The 15,431-nt window shown below is 70.1% G+C and carries 14 protein-coding genes; 9 read left to right on the forward strand and 5 right to left on the reverse strand.

Going from position 1 to position 15,431, the window contains the following annotated elements:
* Positions 1–84: 84 nt before the first annotated feature.
* Positions 85–1,074, forward strand: coding sequence for a cell envelope lipid trafficking protein PgfA (gene pgfA / locus ABD286_RS00570; protein WP_344189225.1), 990 nt, complete (start codon positions 85–87; stop codon positions 1,072–1,074).
* A 307-nt stretch (positions 1,075–1,381) separates the two neighbouring features.
* On the opposite strand, the gene ABD286_RS00575 is transcribed toward pgfA, so the two are convergent.
* Positions 1,382–2,914, reverse strand: coding sequence for an MFS transporter (locus ABD286_RS00575; RefSeq protein WP_344189227.1), 1,533 nt, complete (start codon positions 2,912–2,914; stop codon positions 1,382–1,384).
* A 121-nt stretch (positions 2,915–3,035) separates the two neighbouring features.
* The gene (locus ABD286_RS00580) at positions 3,036–3,839 is read right to left on the reverse strand and encodes a class I SAM-dependent methyltransferase (protein WP_344189229.1); all 804 of its coding nucleotides are present in this window, start codon (positions 3,837–3,839) and stop codon (positions 3,036–3,038) included.
* A gap of 158 nt (positions 3,840–3,997) precedes the next feature.
* Between ABD286_RS00580 and rpsA the strand changes: the two genes are divergently transcribed.
* The 6 genes from rpsA (at position 3,998) to ABD286_RS00610 (ending at position 8,704) form a co-directional block, all read left to right on the forward strand.
* Entirely contained in the window at positions 3,998–5,509 is a 1,512-nt protein-coding gene (gene rpsA / locus ABD286_RS00585) for a 30S ribosomal protein S1 (RefSeq protein WP_344189231.1), read from the forward strand.
* 120 nt (positions 5,510–5,629) lie between these two features.
* Complete coding sequence (locus tag ABD286_RS00590; protein ID WP_344189233.1) at positions 5,630–6,244, forward strand: DUF4184 family protein; 615 nt, start codon at positions 5,630–5,632, stop codon at positions 6,242–6,244.
* 10 nt (positions 6,245–6,254) lie between these two features.
* On the forward strand, positions 6,255–6,719 hold the full coding sequence (locus ABD286_RS00595) for a PPOX class F420-dependent oxidoreductase (RefSeq protein WP_344189235.1): 465 nt from the start codon (positions 6,255–6,257) through the stop codon (positions 6,717–6,719).
* 33 nt (positions 6,720–6,752) lie between these two features.
* Complete coding sequence (gene coaE / locus ABD286_RS00600) at positions 6,753–7,943, forward strand: dephospho-CoA kinase (RefSeq protein WP_344189237.1); 1,191 nt, start codon at positions 6,753–6,755, stop codon at positions 7,941–7,943.
* Complete coding sequence (locus ABD286_RS00605; RefSeq protein ID WP_344189239.1) at positions 7,936–8,325, forward strand: YidH family protein; 390 nt, start codon at positions 7,936–7,938, stop codon at positions 8,323–8,325. The genes coaE and ABD286_RS00605 overlap by 8 nt, the downstream gene beginning before the upstream one ends.
* A 58-nt stretch (positions 8,326–8,383) precedes the next feature.
* A complete protein-coding gene (locus ABD286_RS00610; RefSeq protein WP_344189241.1) occupies positions 8,384–8,704 on the forward strand; it encodes a DUF202 domain-containing protein in 321 nt (106 codons plus the stop codon).
* Here the strand turns inward: ABD286_RS00610 and ABD286_RS00615 are convergent.
* Positions 8,697–9,902 (reverse strand): MFS transporter, encoded by a 1,206-nt coding sequence (locus ABD286_RS00615; protein WP_344189243.1) that lies wholly within the window; start codon positions 9,900–9,902, stop codon positions 8,697–8,699. The genes ABD286_RS00610 and ABD286_RS00615 overlap by 8 nt on opposite strands.
* Positions 9,903–10,048: 146 nt before the next feature.
* Between ABD286_RS00615 and uvrB the strand changes: the two genes are divergently transcribed.
* The gene (uvrB, locus tag ABD286_RS00620) at positions 10,049–12,157 is read left to right on the forward strand and encodes an excinuclease ABC subunit UvrB (RefSeq protein ID WP_344189245.1); all 2,109 of its coding nucleotides are present in this window, start codon (positions 10,049–10,051) and stop codon (positions 12,155–12,157) included.
* A 396-nt stretch (positions 12,158–12,553) separates the two neighbouring features.
* Entirely contained in the window at positions 12,554–13,558 is a 1,005-nt protein-coding gene (locus tag ABD286_RS00625; protein ID WP_344193187.1) for a TerC family protein, read from the forward strand.
* 64 nt (positions 13,559–13,622) lie between these two features.
* Here ABD286_RS00625 and ABD286_RS00630 read toward each other — a convergent pair whose 3' ends face one another.
* Both ABD286_RS00630 and ABD286_RS00635 read right to left on the reverse strand, forming a co-directional pair.
* Positions 13,623–14,495, reverse strand: coding sequence for an EamA family transporter (locus ABD286_RS00630; protein WP_344189248.1), 873 nt, complete (start codon positions 14,493–14,495; stop codon positions 13,623–13,625).
* Between the two features lie 174 nt (positions 14,496–14,669).
* A complete protein-coding gene (locus ABD286_RS00635; RefSeq protein WP_344189250.1) occupies positions 14,670–15,332 on the reverse strand; it encodes an MBL fold metallo-hydrolase in 663 nt (220 codons plus the stop codon).
* Positions 15,333–15,431 lie beyond the last annotated feature (99 nt).

Below are 15,431 nucleotides of genomic sequence, written 5' to 3' on the forward strand. Positions count from 1 at the left end.
GATGCCTCTTCGTTCGGATTGACGACGGCGTCAGGCTACCCGCTGGTAGGGTCCAGCAACCTCATATCTCAAGGAGATCCGCACATGCGTCGAGTGCTGGGCAGCGTTGCCACAGTTCTGGGAGTTCTGTTGTTGGGCATCGGCATCCTCGCCAAGCCCGTCCTCTATGACCGGCTTGCGACGGTGAGCCTCGACCAGCGATCGACCTCCACGTCGGAGGGCTCCGGCATGTCTGCGCTCTACGCGCACGAGGTGGACGGCGCCGCGGTCTTCGACAAGCTCGAGAACGTCACCCTCCGCAGCACCCGTCAGGTGATCGGCATCCCCGGTCGCGCCAAGGCCGCGGGCAAGGAGGGCGAGCAGGCGTTCTGGCAGACCACGGTGCGCTCGCAGGCGCAGATCGACGGGCAGTGGACCGACCTCAGCTACAGCAACGAGGGCGTCTCCTTCTCCCGCAAGACCGGCACGGCCACGAACTGCTGCGGTGACTACAAGTCCGCCGGGGACCTCGACAACCCCGACAAGACGGTGCCGGTCCAGCACCAGGGCAACTTCTTCAAGTTCCCCTTCGGCGTCGAGAAGAAGACCTACCAGTGGTGGGACGGCGACCTCGGCCGGGCGACCGACATCCAGTTCGTCCGCGAGGAGAAGCTCGAGGGCCTCACCACCTACGTCTTCCGGCAGACGATCGACAAGGGCGAGGTCGCCCAGCGCGAGGTCCCCAAGGGGATCTTCGGCGACAAGACCTCCGGCAACGTCCAAGCGTCGGTGATGTACGGCAACATCCGCACCCTGTGGGTGGAGCCGAACACCGGTGTCCTCATCAAGGGCCAGGAGCAGGTCGAGAAGTCCCTGTCGGCCGACGGCTACGACGACGTCGCGACCACGCTGGGCACCATCGGCTACAGCGACGCCACCGTGAAGAAGAACGTCGAGGACTGGTCCAGCAAGGGGGCGCTGCTGGGCTTCATCGGCGGCGCGCTCACGCCGGTCGGCATCGGCCTGGGCATCCTGCTCATCGCCGTGGGCATCTTCCTCACCCTCGGCGCCCGTCCGGGGCGCCGCACGGCCTGACGCGCCTCACGACCCACGCCCGAGGGCCCGACCGGACACCGGTCGGGCCCTCGTGTCGTCGGGCGACGAGGAGGGCCGTGGGGTCGGCGGAGTGGCTGCTCCCTGCCGACCCGACGGCCGCGGCGGTGCCGGTCGCAGCTCGCGTCGGTGGGGGATGACGCGGTTGCTGCGAGGGGCACGGAACGAAATGTGGTCTTTCAGGTATAGCGCGACATCGTCGAGTTGTCGCGGCGAGCGTCCACGGGACAGGACTGCGCCCCGGACCCTTGGAGCAGGATCCGGGGCGCAGGCGGCAGCCGCGAGACCGTCAGGCCGTCGAGGGTTGCGGCGACCGCGGCCCCGTCCCGGCACTCCCTCCGGAGCTGCCGTCGGTCGGTCCGGAGGAGCCGTCCGCCTCGTCGGCCGTCAGGGGCTGGGCGATGCTCTCCAGCGACTGGCCCTCGGCCTTGACGCCGAGCAAGGCCTCCGCGAGGCCACCGGCGACCATCAGGGCGGCGCCGAGGAAGTAGCCGACCGCGAGACCGGTGATGTCCTTGGACTCCGAGGCGTTGTCGATGAGCTTGCCGAACAGCAGGGGACCGCTGATGCCACCGGCGGCCGTGCCGATCGCGTAGAAGAAGGCGATGCACAGCGCCCGCGTCTCCAGCGGGAAGACCTCGCTGGCCGTCAGGTAGGCGGCGCTGGCCCCGGCGGAGGCGAAGAAGAAGATCACGCAGCCGAAGATGGTCAGGGTGACGGCGCTCAGGCCGCCCAGGCTGAAGCCGGCGATGGCGAGGAGCACGCCCGACAGGATGTACGTGCCCGTGATCATCCGCACCCGGCCCACGGAGTCGAACAAGGGGCTGAGCAGGATCGCCCCGAGGAAGTTGCTCACCGCGAACACGGCGATGTACCACCCGGTCTGCTCGACCCCGAAGAACGTCGAGAGGCTGTCGCCGTAGGTGAAGAAGAACGCGTTGTAGAGGAACGCCTGTCCCACGAACAGCGAGAAGCACAAGATGGTGCGTCGCGGGTAGAGCGTGAAGACGGTCTTGGCGATCTCGGGGATGGAGATCGTCCGACGCTGACGGATGGTGATCGGCTCGTCCTCGACCTCGGGGAGGTCGCGCCCGGTGTCTTCGTGGACCTTGCCCTCGATGTCCTTGACGATCTGCTCGCCCTCCTCCTCACGGCCGTGGATGAAGAGCCAGCGCGGGCTCTCCGGCACGTGGCGCCGGACGATGAGGATGCCGATGGCAAGGATCGCGCCGAGGCCGAACGCGAGGCGCCAGCCCAGGGCCGGGTCGAGCAGCTTCGGGTCGAGCAGCGGGATGGTGAGCAGCGAACCGGCCGCGGCCCCGATCCAGAAGGAGCCGTTGATGGCGACGTCGACCCGTCCGCGGTAGGCCTTGGGGATGAGCTCGTCGATCGCGGAGTTGATCGCGGCGTACTCCCCGCCGATGCCCATACCCGTGATGAAGCGGGCGATGAAGTACCAGAGCGGGTTGGGCGCGAACGCCGTGAGGACCGTGGCGAAGGTGTAGACGCCCAGGGTCAGCAGGAACAGCTTCTTGCGACCGAACCGGTCGGTGAGCTGTCCGAAGAACAGTGCCCCCAGACATGCTCCGGCGACGTAGACCGCGCCGGCCAGGCCGATGTCCGAGCTGCTGAGCCCGAGACCGGTGCCTTCCGGCTTGAGGGCCTCCGACATGGAGCCGACGATGGTCACCTCGAGGCCGTCGAGGATCCACACCGTCCCCAGCCCGATGACGACCATCCAGTGCCACCGCGCCCAGGGCAGCCGGTCCAGCCGGGCCGGGATGTCGGTGGTGATGCGTCCTGTCTCGACGTCTGACGCCACAGTTCCTCCTCGTTGAGTTCACCGGCGCGGGCCCCGGTGGGGGCGGGCGCCGCGAGAACGCTAGGACCAACCGAGACGATCCGCACCCCGAGGAGCGCAACGCAGGCGGGGAACCCGCAGGTCAGGGCCGGTAGCAGACGAAGATCGCCGTCCCGGGGAAGAGCCCGCCACGCAACGGTGACCACCCGCCCCAAGGTTCGTCGTTGCGATCGGGCCACTCGGGCTCGACGAGGTCGACGAGGAACATCCCGGCCGCGACGAGCTCGCGGACCCGGTCGCCGAGGGTCCGGTGGTGCTCGACGTAGGTGGCCTCGCCGTCGGAGTCGCTCTCGACGTACGGCGTGCGGTCGAAGTACGACTGGCCCACCGTGAGCCCGGCGGGGCCGGGGTCGTCGGGGAAGGCCCAGCGGAACGGGTGGGTCGTGGAGAAGACGAACCGTCCGCCCGGTCGCAGCACCCGGGCGACCTCGCGCATGAGCAGGGCGGTGTCCGCGACGAAGGGAACGGCACCGTATGCAGTGAAGACGGTGTCGAAGCTGGCCTCGGCGAACGGGAGCGCCACGGCGTCGCACTGGGCGAACGGCACCGCGGTGGAGCTGGACCTCATGTTGAGGTCGAGGCCCTGGCGCACCATGCCGGCGGACAGGTCGGTGGCCACGACGGTGCCGCCGGCCGCGGCGACCCACCGGGCGCACTGCCCTGCGCCGGCCCCGATCTCGAGCACCCGCTTGCCGGCCACGTCACCCAGCAGGGTGAGCTCCTCCTCGCGCCAGCCCTCGGGTCCCCAGACGAACTGCGCGTCACCGAGGAAGGTGCCGTGCTCGGCGTAGTACTCGCCCGCCTCGGCGTCCCACCAGGAGCGGTTCGCGGCGGCCGTCTCCTCGGCTCCGGCCTCGCGACGGCTGACCTGCGCAAACTCGCTCACCGGTGGTCCTCTCGTGTTTTGACCGCGCGGGGACCGCGTCGGTAGTGTGGGGGAGCACATCCGTGTGCGCGCTTCGTCGTGTCGCCGTCCGGTGGCCCGACAAGCGTGAGCACAACAACCCTCTTCTATTCACTGTCCATCATCGGAGTTCCTACTACATGACTGCCAGCACGGTCGAAAAGACCGCCCCTCAGGTTGCCATCAACGACATCGGCACCGAGGAAGAACTGCTTGCCGCGATCGACGCGACCATCAAGGATTTCAACGACGGCGACATCGTCGAAGGTGTCATCGTCAAGGTCGACCGGGACGAGGTCCTGCTCGACATCGGTTACAAGACCGAAGGTGTCATCCCCTCCCGCGAGCTGTCGATCAAGCACGACGTCGACCCCTCTGAGGTCGTCAAGGTCGGCGACGAGGTCGAGGCCCTGGTCCTCCAGAAGGAGGACAAGGAAGGTCGCCTGATCCTGTCCAAGAAGCGTGCGCAGTACGAGCGCGCCTGGGGCACGATCGAGAAGATCAAGGAAGAGGACGGCGTCGTCACCGGCACCGTCATCGAGGTCGTCAAGGGTGGACTCATCCTCGACATCGGCCTGCGAGGCTTCCTCCCCGCGTCGCTCGTCGAGATGCGTCGCGTCCGCGACCTCCAGCCCTACGTGGGCAAGGAGATCGAGGCCAAGATCATCGAGCTCGACAAGAACCGCAACAACGTGGTCCTGTCGCGTCGTGCGTGGCTCGAGCAGACCCAGTCCGAGGTGCGCACCACGTTCCTCAAGGAGCTCCAGAAGGGGCAGGTCCGTTCCGGCGTCGTCTCCTCGATCGTCAACTTCGGTGCGTTCGTGGACCTCGGCGGCGTCGACGGTCTCGTCCACGTGTCCGAGCTGTCCTGGAAGCACATCGACCACCCGTCCGAGGTCGTCGAGGTGGGCCAGGAGGTCACCGTCGAGGTTCTCGACGTGGACATGGACCGCGAGCGTGTCTCCCTGTCGCTCAAGGCGACGCAGGAGGACCCGTGGCAGCACTTCGCCCGGACCCACGCGATCGGTCAGGTCGTCCCGGGCAAGGTCACCAAGCTCGTCCCGTTCGGTGCGTTCGTGCGCGTCGACGACGGCATCGAGGGCCTGGTCCACATCTCCGAGCTGGCCGAGCGCCACGTGGAGCTGCCGGAGCAGGTCGTCACGGTCGGTTCCGACATCTTCGTCAAGGTCATCGACATCGACCTCGAGCGTCGCCGGATCTCGCTGAGCCTCAAGCAGGCCAACGACGACAGCGCGCCCGTCGCCGAGTTCGACCCGACCCTCTACGGCATGGCCGCGGAGTACGACGAGGCCGGCAACTACAAGTACCCCGAGGGCTTCGACCCGGAGACCCAGGAGTGGCTCGAGGGCTTCGACACCCAGCGCGAGAAGTGGGAGAAGCAGTACGCCGAGGCCCACACCCGCTGGGAGGCCCACAAGGCCCAGATCGAGGAGGCCACCAAGGCCGACGCCGAGGCTGCCGCCAACGCCGGTGCCGCGACGTCCTACTCCTCGGACTCGGGTTCGTCCTCCTCGTCGGCGTCCGACAGCGACTCGGGCAGCAGCAGCCGCCCGGCCGCCCCGGCGTCCGAGGGCACCCTGGCCTCCGACGAGGCCCTCGCCGCACTGCGCGAGAAGCTCACCGGCAACTGAGCCCACGTCCGCGGCATACCTCGGTATGCAGCGGGCACGGCTTCGAGAGGCCCGGTTCCCCTGCGGGGGTGCCGGGCCTCTCGGCCTTCCCCGTGTCGGGTGCGGCCGCACCCACCCGGCGTGCTGACCGTGGACGTCGTCGTGGGAGTGCTCGGGGTGCTGCTGTGGCGCCACGTCGTGGCGCTGCCGGTGCGGGACCTGCTGCCCTCCCTCGTCGCCAGGCTCCTCCCGGTCCCGGCCGCCACCCGACCGCGCGACCTGCCGCTGCTGGCCGGGGCGGTCGTCGTGGGCGCGGTCACCCACGTGGTCTGGGACGCCTTCACCCACCCGGGCAGGTTCGGGGTCCGGTGGATCGGGTGGCTCGGCGACGACCACGGCGGGGTGCCGGGGCACCAGTGGGCCCAGCTGGCGAGCGGTGCGGTCGGTGGGGTCGTGGTGCTCGGCTGGGTGGTCGCCCGCCTGTGCAGGGACGACTCCACGGCACCGCCGCGACAGGGCTCGGCCCGGCTGGAGGAGCAGCTCGGCGCACTGCTCGTCGTGCTCGTGGCACTGCTCGTCGGGTCGCTGGTCGGGCTGGTGACCTCGCCCCCGGACCTTGAGTCGATGCTGTTCCGGCTGGTGACCCGCGGCGGGCTGGGTCTCGGGCTGGGGCTGCTCGCGGTCTGCCTCGTCTGGCACGCCCGGGAACGGGCGGGGCGCCGGACCCGAGTGGGCGCGGAGGGGCCCGGCCGGTAGCGTTCCCACCATGGCACGCAGCATCGCGACGAACACCGAGGTCGACCTTGAAGGGCTGCTGGACTTCGTCCGGCCGCGCCACCAGATGGTCGTCATCACCACGCGCTCCGACGGGCGCCCGCAGGCCTCGCCGGTGACCGGTGGCGTGGACCAGGAGGGTCGGATCGTCATCTCGTCCTACCCGGAGCGCGCCAAGACGAACAACGCGCGCAAGCGTCCCGAGGTCAGCGTCATGGTGCTCTCCGACGACTTCGGCGGGGCGTGGGTGCAGGTCGACGGCGACTGCGAGGTCATCGACGCACCGGATTCGGTGGAACCCCTGGTGGACTACTTCCGGTGCATCTCGGGAGAGCACCCCGACTGGGACGAGTACCGCCAGGCCATGCTCGACCAGGGCAAGTCGATCCTGCGGCTCACCCCGACGCGGTGGTCGCCCATCGCGACCGGCGGTTTTCCCGCCCGCCTCGCGAACTGACTCGCGAACTGACGGCAGGTCTAGGCTGACGGCATGTTGCGCGTCGGCCTCACCGGAGGCATCGGGTCCGGCAAATCCACTGTGGCCCAACGGCTTTCGACCCTCGGGGCGGTCGTCATCGACTCCGACGTCCTGGCTCGCGAGGTCGTCGCCCCGGGGTCGGCGGGCCTCACCGCGGTGGCCGAGCGTTTCGGTGAGGACGTGCTCGAGGCCGACGGCTCGCTCAACCGAGCCGCCCTCGGTGCCATCGTGTTCGCCGACGCGCAGGCCCGCAGGGACCTCGAGGAGATCACCCACCCCCTGATCGCGAGGCGGACGGCAGAGCTGGCCGAGCAGGCGGGGGAGCGGTCGGTCGTCGTCCACGACGTGCCGCTGCTCGTCGAGAAGCACATGGGTCCGGGCTACCACCTCGTCGTGGTCGTCGGCGCCGCTGAGTCGACGAGGACCAAGCGCCTGGCCGCCACCCGGGGCATGACGCTGGAGGAGGCACAGAGCCGCATCGCTGCCCAGGCCACGGACGACGAGCGCCGGACCGCCGCCGACGTCTGGCTCGACAACGACGGGTCTCGGGACGAGCTGCTGGCCGCCGTCGACCTTCTCTGGAGCGAACGGCTCGTGCCCTTCGAGCACAACCTCCGTACCGGCACCCGGTCGCGTCGCCCGGAGCGACTCGCCCTGCACGAGCCCGACCCCGCCTGGCCGGAGCAGGCGGAGAGGTTGCTCGGCAGGTTGCGCCGGGCCTTCGGTGACGTGCTCGTCACGGCCGACCACGTGGGCAGCACAGCGGTGCCGGGACTCATCGCCAAGGACGTCATCGACCTCCAGATCGGGGTGCGCTCACTGACCGACGTGGACGACCCGGAGCTGCTCGAGCGGCTCCGCGCGGCAGGGTTCCCGGACGTCGCGGAGAACCGGCAGGACAACGGGAAGGACGGGACGGTCTGGCCCAAGCGCTTCCTGGGCAGCGCCGACCCGGGGAGGGTCGCCCACGTCCACGTCCGGGAGGTCGACAGCCCGGGGTGGCGGTGGGCCCTGGCCTTCCGCGACTGGATGCGGGCAGACCCGGGCGCCCGTGAAGAGTATGCGGCCGAGAAGCGCCGCCTCGCCGCCACCCTCAGCACGGTGGGCGAGTATGCCGACGCGAAGGAGCCGTGGTTCGACAGCGTGCACGAGCGCGCGACCGCGTGGGCCGAGGCCTCCGGCTGGAGCCACCCGCGTGGCTGAGGACGACCACCCCCTGCGCAGCCCCCGCAGCGTCTACGGCGTGGGGGAGGAGCCGGACCCCCGCTTCTCCCTCGCCAACGAACGCACGGCGCTGGCGTGGATGCGGACCGCGCTGGCCCTCGTCGGTGGCGGTGTCGCCATGGTGTCGTTGGCCAGTCTCGACACCCTCCCGGCCTGGACCGCGCTGGTCGGGGCGGCTGCCTGCCTCGGCGGTGGAGCCCTGGCGCTGCGCACGGTGGGGGCCTGGGCCGCCGTCGAACGCGCCCTGCGGCTCCACCAGCCGCTCCCGGCGCCCCGGGCCCTCGCGGTCCTCGCGGGCGGGGTCGTGGTCCTCGGGGTCCTGACCCTGGTGCTCGCCCTCGTCGAGCTGGGTCGGCGATGACGGCTCCCACCACCGCGCCGGCCGGCGGACCGGACGCCGCAGCCTGCCCCCCTCGCTCGTGAGCCCGATCCCGCAGCGCAGCGCCCTGCAGCCCGAGCGCACCGCGCTGGCCTGGCAGCGCACGGCGATGACGGCCCTGGTCTGCTTCGTCCCACTCGTCGTCGTGGCGCTGCGCCTGGACCTGCCCGTGGTCGCCGGTGGCGGCGGGGTGGCCATGGTGGTGAGCGGGGTGCTCGTCTTCTCGGTGCGGACCCGGCTGCGCCAGCTCGCGGACGACGACCGTGGCTACTCGCCCGCGCCGCCGCTGGTGCAGGTGGCTGCCGTGACCGTCCTGTGCGCGGTGGGCGGCGTGGCCGTGGGCATCGCGCAGCTCAGGTGAGCTCGCGCTCCTGCCGCACGGGGACGAGCGGGAGGGCCGCAGCGGCGAACCCGGCCGCGAGACCGAAGGCCGCGGCATACCCGGCGTGGGTGGCGACCAGGCCCGCCACCGGGGGCACGCACGCGGCCACCAGGAACTGGCCGGTGTTCTGCAAGCCCAGCGCGCGTCCGCTCCAGAACGGTCCGGCCCGTTCCGCCACCGCGGTGAAGGCGAGGCCGTTGTCGGCCACTGTCACCGTCGAGGCGACGACGAGCAGCACGACGGCGGCGTCCCAGCCCAAGCGGGCCGTGATCCCCAGCGCGGCCATCGCGACCACGGCACCGAACGCCACCCACCGCAGCGGGCGCATCCGGCTCCCGACGACGTCCGACAGCTGGCCGACCCCGATGCGTCCCAACGCACCGGCCACCTGCGTCACGGCGACGAGGACCCCCGCGGCGCCCGGCGACCAACCACGTTCGGAGACCAGCCAGACCAGTGCATAGGTCCAGACGACGAACTGGGGCACCACCAGCAGCATCGAGACGCCGTGGATCCGCGGCAGGTAGCGGTCGCGCACGTACGGGCTGTCAGCGGGCTGCTCGGGGCGCGCCGGTCGCGGCGGGTCGACCACGACGGCGGAGACGAGCACGATGCCCAGGGCGGCGGCGGCGGTCGGCACCCACAGGGCGGCGGAGACGCCGTGCGCGTCTGCGACGACCGCCATGCTCACGGCCGCGACGCCGACCCCGAGGGGCTGGGCCATCTGCCGGATCCCCATGGCGAGCCCGCGGCGCTGCGGCGGGAACCACCCGACGATGACGCGTCCGCTCGCGGCGTTCGCCGACGCGGCGGCCGCTCCCGCGAGGAAGAGGGCGAGAGCAAGGGTGGTCGTCCCCCTCGACAGCACCCCGACCAGCGACGCCGCGCCGGTCGCGGCCAACCCGACCAGCAGGACCAGCCGTTCGCCGCGACGATCCACCACGGCGCCCCAGGCGACGAGGGTGAGCATCGTCCCCAGCACCGGGGCGGCCGCGACCAGCCCTGCCTGGGCGAGCGTCAGCCCGGACCGGGCGACGAGGGCGGGGATGAGGAACGCCGGGCCGTGGACCGCGACCGCGGATGCCGCCTGGGCCACGGTCGTGGCGCCGAGCATGCCCCAGCGGCGGGCCGACGCCACCTGGGCGACCGGTTCCGCAGCGGGACGGGTGGCGGGCACCGCCCCAGTCAACGTCGGCCGGGTGGGTGGCGCAGCCGCGTCTCACCGGATGGTGGGACGGCGTCCGTACGGCGCGTGGACGCCGCGGGCGAGCCCCCCGGGGTCCGCCGGCGGCGGCTGTCGGTGGCGAGGCATACGGTTGACCCATGCGTCCCACGACTGACCTGCAGCGCACGGTCGCCCCGTTCGAGGTCGTCTCCGAGTTCAAGCCAGCCGGTGACCAACCGACGGCCATCGCCGACCTCGCCAAGCGGGTCCGTGCCGGCGAGCAGAACACCGTGCTGCTCGGCGCCACCGGCACCGGCAAGTCGGCGACGACGGCCTGGCTGATCGAGGAGGTGCAGCGACCGACCCTGGTCATGGCGCCCAACAAGACGCTGGCAGCCCAGCTGGCCAACGAGTTCCGTGAGCTGCTGCCCAACAACGCGGTCGAGTACTTCGTGTCGTACTACGACTACTACCAGCCCGAGGCGTACATCGCGCAGACGGACACCTACATCGAGAAGGACTCCTCGATCAACGAGGAGGTCGAGCGGCTGCGCCACAGCGCGACCAACTCGCTGCTCACCCGCCGCGACGTCATCGTCGTCGCCTCGGTCTCGTGCATCTACGGCCTGGGCACGCCCCAGGAGTACGTCGACCGGATGGCCCGGCTCAAGGTCGGCATGGAGGTCGACCGCGACGAGCTGCTGCGACGGTTCGTCCAGATGCAGTACACCCGCAACGACCTGGCCTTCACCCGCGGCACCTTCCGCGTACGCGGCGACACCGTCGAGATCATCCCGGTCTACGAGGAGCTCGCCGTCCGCATCGAGTTCTTCGGCGACGAGGTGGAGCGGATCTACACGCTGCACCCCGTCAGCGGCGAGATCGTGCGCGAGGAGACGGAGATGTACGTCTTCCCGGCGACGCACTACGTGGCAGGTCCCGAGCGCATGGAGCGGGCCATCCGGGGCATCGAGCTCGAGCTCGCCGACCAGCTCGCGACCTTCGAGAAGCAGGGCAAGCTCCTCGAGGCCCAGCGGCTGCGGATGAGGACGACCTACGACGTGGAGATGATGCGGCAGGTCGGCTCGTGCTCGGGCATCGAGAACTACTCGATGCACATCGACGGCCGCGCCCGCGGGACCGCACCGAACACCCTGCTCGATTACTTCCCTGAGGACTTCCTCCTCGTCATCGACGAGTCCCACGTGACGGTCCCCCAGATCGGGGCGATGTACGAGGGCGACATGTCGCGCAAGCGCCAGCTCGTCGACCACGGGTTCCGCCTGCCCTCGGCCATGGACAACCGGCCGCTGCGGTGGGAGGAGTTCCTCGAGCGGATCGGCCAGACCGTCTACCTCTCGGCGACGCCGGGGACCTACGAGCTCGCCCAGAGCACCGGCGTGGTCGAGCAGATCATCCGCCCCACCGGCCTGATCGACCCCGAGGTCGTGCTCAAGCCGACCAAGGGCCAGATCGACGACCTGCTCCACGAGATCGGCGAGCGCACGGCGAAGAACGAGCGTGTGCTGGTGACGACCCTGACCAAGAAGATGGCCGAGGACCTCACCGACTACCTCCTCGACAAGGGGGTGCGGGTGAGGTACCTGCACAGCGAGGTCGACACCCTGCGCCGCGTCGAGCTGCTCCGGGAGCTGCGGATGGGGGAGTACGACGTCCTGGTCGGCATCAACCTCCTGCGTGAGGGGCTCGACCTCCCGGAGGTCTCGCTCGTGAGCATCCTCGACGCCGACAAGGAAGGGTTCCTGCGCTCGGCCCGGTCGCTCATCCAGACGATCGGCCGCGCGGCCCGCAACGTCTCCGGCCAGGTGCACATGTATGCCGACAAGATCACGCCCTCGATGGCCGAGGCGATCGAGGAGACCTCCCGTCGGCGCGAGAAGCAGATCGCGTACAACCTCGCCGCCGGGGTCGACCCGCAGCCGCTGCGCAAGAAGATCGCCGACATCACCGACCTGCTCAACCGTGAGGACGCCGACACCGAGGCCCTCATCGGGTCGGGTCGCAGCCAGTCGCGGGGCAAGGGCGGTGGCCGTGGTGGCCGCGGCACCGTGCAGGCCGACGCGGGCGTGGCGACCGACCGGCTGCGCGGGATGCCGGCCAACGACCTCGCGAACCTCATCCAGGAGCTGTCGACGCAGATGCACCAGGCCGCGACGGACCTGCACTTCGAGCTGGCGGCCCGGCTCCGCGACGAGATCGGCGACCTGAAGAAGGAGCTCCGTCAGATGTCGAACGCGACCTCCTAGCAGCCGGTGCGCGGTGCAGCGGCATGGGCTCCGGCGTCGGCTGCGCGTCGTCAGGTGGACCCGAATCGAGGTTCTGGGCGATCTCTGGGAGACTGATCGACGGCCCCGGCCGGGACGGCACGCACGCCCACCGGCAGGGTCAGGTTTGTGTTTGTTCATCGGAGGGGCGGGTCCCCCCGATGATGCTTGTGATTTGTTCATCGGAGGGGAGTATCCCCACGCGGTGTCCTCGTCATCACGGCAGCGTGCTGCGCGGCTTCCCGGCCTCGTGGTGCCCTGCCCGGGGAGCCGGTCCGCACCAGTCCTGGGCGGGAGAGACCTCCGGCCACCTCAGTCGTGACCGGAAGGGTCGTGCTTGTGAATTCCCTCGTCTATGCCGCTGCTGATGCGGACCAGATGGATGTCGCCCCGTGGGTCTGGTACCTCACCATCGGGCTGATGGCCGCGGTCCTGCTCTTCGACGTCTTCATCATCGCGCGGCGTCCCCACGTGCCCAGCACCAAGGAGGTCAGCGTCGCGCTGGCCGCCTACGTCGGTGCGGCCGTGCTGTTCGGCCTCGGTGTCTGGTGGTTCACCAAGGACGCCCACGGCGCGAAGTTCATGACGGAGTACTACGCGGGCTGGCTGACCGAGTACTCGTTGTCGATCGACAACCTGTTCATCTTCCTGCTGATCATGGCGCGGTTCGCCGTGCCGGAGAAGCTCCAGCAGTCGGCCCTGCTCATCGGCATCATCATCGCCATCGTCCTGCGCGGCATCTTCATCGCCGTGGGCGCCGCGGCGATCAACAACTTCGCCTGGGTCTTCTACATCTTCGGTGCCTTCCTCATCTACACCGCCGTCAAGCTCGCCAAGGAGGGCGAGGGTGACGACGACGAGTACGAGGAGAACCGCTTCATGAAGTTCGTGGAGAAGCGCTTCCCGGCGACCAAGGAGTACGACGGCGCCAAGCTCTTCACCAAGGTCGACGGCAAGAAGCTGGCCACGCCGATGTTCATCGTCATCATGGCGCTGGGCACCACGGACCTGCTGTTCGCGCTGGACTCGATCCCCGCGATCTTCGGCCTGACCAAGGACCCGTACCTCGTCCTCACCGCGAACCTGTTCGCCCTGATGGGCCTGCGCCAGCTGTACTTCCTCATCGGCGGTCTGCTCAAGCGCCTCGTCTACCTCAGCCTCGGACTCGCCGTCCTGCTCGCCTTCATCGGCGTCAAGCTCGTGCTGCACGCCATGCACGAGAACGAGCTCCCGTTCATCAACGGTGGCGAGCACATCGAGTGGGCCCCGGACATCCCGATCTCGGTGTCGCTCGGCGCCATCGTCCTCATCCTCGGTGTCACCACGGTCGCGAGCCTGCTCAAGACCCGCAAGGACGACAAGGCGGCCACGCCCAGCGCCTGACCAGCTGCTGTCGGCCCCCTCGTGCCCGCTGTCCGGCCCTGTGCCGGCAGCGGGCACGAGCGCGTCACCCGCCGGCTGCCGCGGGCTCCCTGCGCTGCCCGGCACCCATGACCAGGACGCTGGCGAGCACGACCAGGGCCATGCCGACGAACTGGCGCCCGGTGAGCCGCTGGTGCAGCACGAGGAAGCCGGCCAGGGCTGCAGCGGCTGGTTCCAGGCTCAGCAGGATCCCGAACGCCCTGGCGCTCAGGTGCCGCAGGGCGGCGAGCTCGAGCGAGTAGGGGAGCACCGAGGACAGCACGGCGATGCCGAGCCCCTTGAGGACCGACTCCCCGCTCCACTGGGGCACGGTGCGCAGCCCGAGCGGGAGCGTCACGACGAAGGCGACCGTCATCGCCAGGGCCAGTCCGTCGAAGCTCGCGAACTCCCGCCCGGCCCGGCCGCTCGCGAGGATGTATGCCGCCCAGCAGGCGCCCGCGGCGGCCGCCAGGGCCAGCCCGGTCCACTCCACCGACGCCAGGGGCACCTCGAGGGCGCGGGAGATCAGGACGACGCCGACCGCGGCCGCGGCGACGGCCGCCAGGTCGCGGACCCGACGGGCCAGGACGGTGGCCAGGGTCAGCGGGCCCAGGAACTCGACCGTCACCGCCACCCCGATCGGCAGGTGCTCGAGCGAGGCGTAGAACGCGAGGTTCATCAGCCCCAGGGCCAGGCCGAAGGCGACGACGGTGCGCCAGGCGGTGGGGGAGTGGCCCCGCAGCGACGGCCTCGCCCAGGCGAGCAGGATGGCGGTGGCGAAGAGCAGACGCAGCGTGACCGATCCGGCCGCCCCGATCTCCGGCACGAGCGTCGCGGCCAACGCGCCGCCGAACTGCACGGACACGACAGCGGTGAGGACGAGCAGCAGCGGGGAGGCCGGGGCTCGCGTCGTCGCCATGGCGCGACTGTATAGAGCGTGACCGGCGGGCGAGGGACGTGGTCCACGCCCGCCGGGTGAGGGGCGCGTGACGGCGCAGGCGCCATACGGGCACGCCCCGCCGGTCACGCTATGTCGGTCACGCCATGTCGGTCACGCCATGTCGGTCACGCCATGTCGGTCACGCCTCGCCGCTCACCAGCCGCGGTCGCGCCACTCCTGCAGGTGGGGCCGTTCGGCACCCAGGGTCGTGTCGTCGCCGTGGCCGGGGTAGACCCACGTGTCGTCGTCGTAGACGTCGAAGACCCGAGTCGACACGTCCTCGATGAGCGACGCGAAGCTCTGCCCCTCGTTCTTGGTGTTGCCCACACCGCCGGGGAACAGAGAGTCGCCGGTGAAGAGGTGGGTGTGCCCGTCCGGGTCGTCGTAGGCCAGGGCGATCGACCCCGGGGTGTGCCCGCGCAGGTGGATGACGTCGAGCACCACGTCACCGAACGTGATCTGGTCGCCGTGCCCCACCGTCCGGTCGGGGGGCACGGGGAGGCCGTCGGCGTCGTCGGCCCCGCAGATGCTCGTCGCCCCCGTCGCCTCGAGGATGTCGGGAAGCGCGCGGTGGTGGTCCCAGTGCTGGTGCGTCGTCACCACGGCGTCGAGCCGGCCCGAACCCTCGTCGACGAGCTCCAGGAGGCGCTGCGACTCGTCCGCCGCATCGATGAGCAGCTGTGCGCCGGTCCGGGCACATGCCAGAAGGTAGGCGTTGTTGTCCATCCCTGAGACCGAGATCTTCCAGATGCTGAGAAGATTGAGGGTCCTTTTTTCACTTGGACCCGCCGTTTTCACATGTCCGTCGTAGGTCATGTCACGCATTCTGCCGTGAGACCACGCAATCATGCCGAATCAGTAGGTTGGCCTAGTTCGTATTGACTATTGCTGCTCAGCTTTTTGAACCCATACGTT

It is taken from the genome of Pedococcus aerophilus (assembly GCF_039532215.1).
GTDB classification, from domain to species: domain Bacteria; phylum Actinomycetota; class Actinomycetes; order Actinomycetales; family Dermatophilaceae; genus Pedococcus; species Pedococcus aerophilus.

Excerpts from the sequence above, each read along its gene's own strand:
- ABD286_RS00630 (WP_344189248.1), bottom strand. The coding sequence starts at position 14,495 with ATGGCGACGACGCGAGCCCCGGCCTCCCCGCTGCTGCTCGTCCTCACC.
- coaE (WP_344189237.1), top strand. The coding sequence starts at position 6,753 with ATGTTGCGCGTCGGCCTCACCGGAGGCATCGGGTCCGGCAAATCCACT.
- ABD286_RS00635 (WP_344189250.1), bottom strand. The coding sequence starts at position 15,332 with ATGACCTACGACGGACATGTGAAAACGGCGGGTCCAAGTGAAAAAAGG.
- ABD286_RS00595 (WP_344189235.1), top strand. The coding sequence starts at position 6,255 with ATGGCACGCAGCATCGCGACGAACACCGAGGTCGACCTTGAAGGGCTG.
- pgfA (WP_344189225.1), top strand. The coding sequence starts at position 85 with ATGCGTCGAGTGCTGGGCAGCGTTGCCACAGTTCTGGGAGTTCTGTTG.
- uvrB (WP_344189245.1), top strand. The coding sequence starts at position 10,049 with ATGCGTCCCACGACTGACCTGCAGCGCACGGTCGCCCCGTTCGAGGTC.
- ABD286_RS00625 (WP_344193187.1), top strand. The coding sequence starts at position 12,554 with ATGGATGTCGCCCCGTGGGTCTGGTACCTCACCATCGGGCTGATGGCC.
- rpsA (WP_344189231.1), top strand. The coding sequence starts at position 3,998 with ATGACTGCCAGCACGGTCGAAAAGACCGCCCCTCAGGTTGCCATCAAC.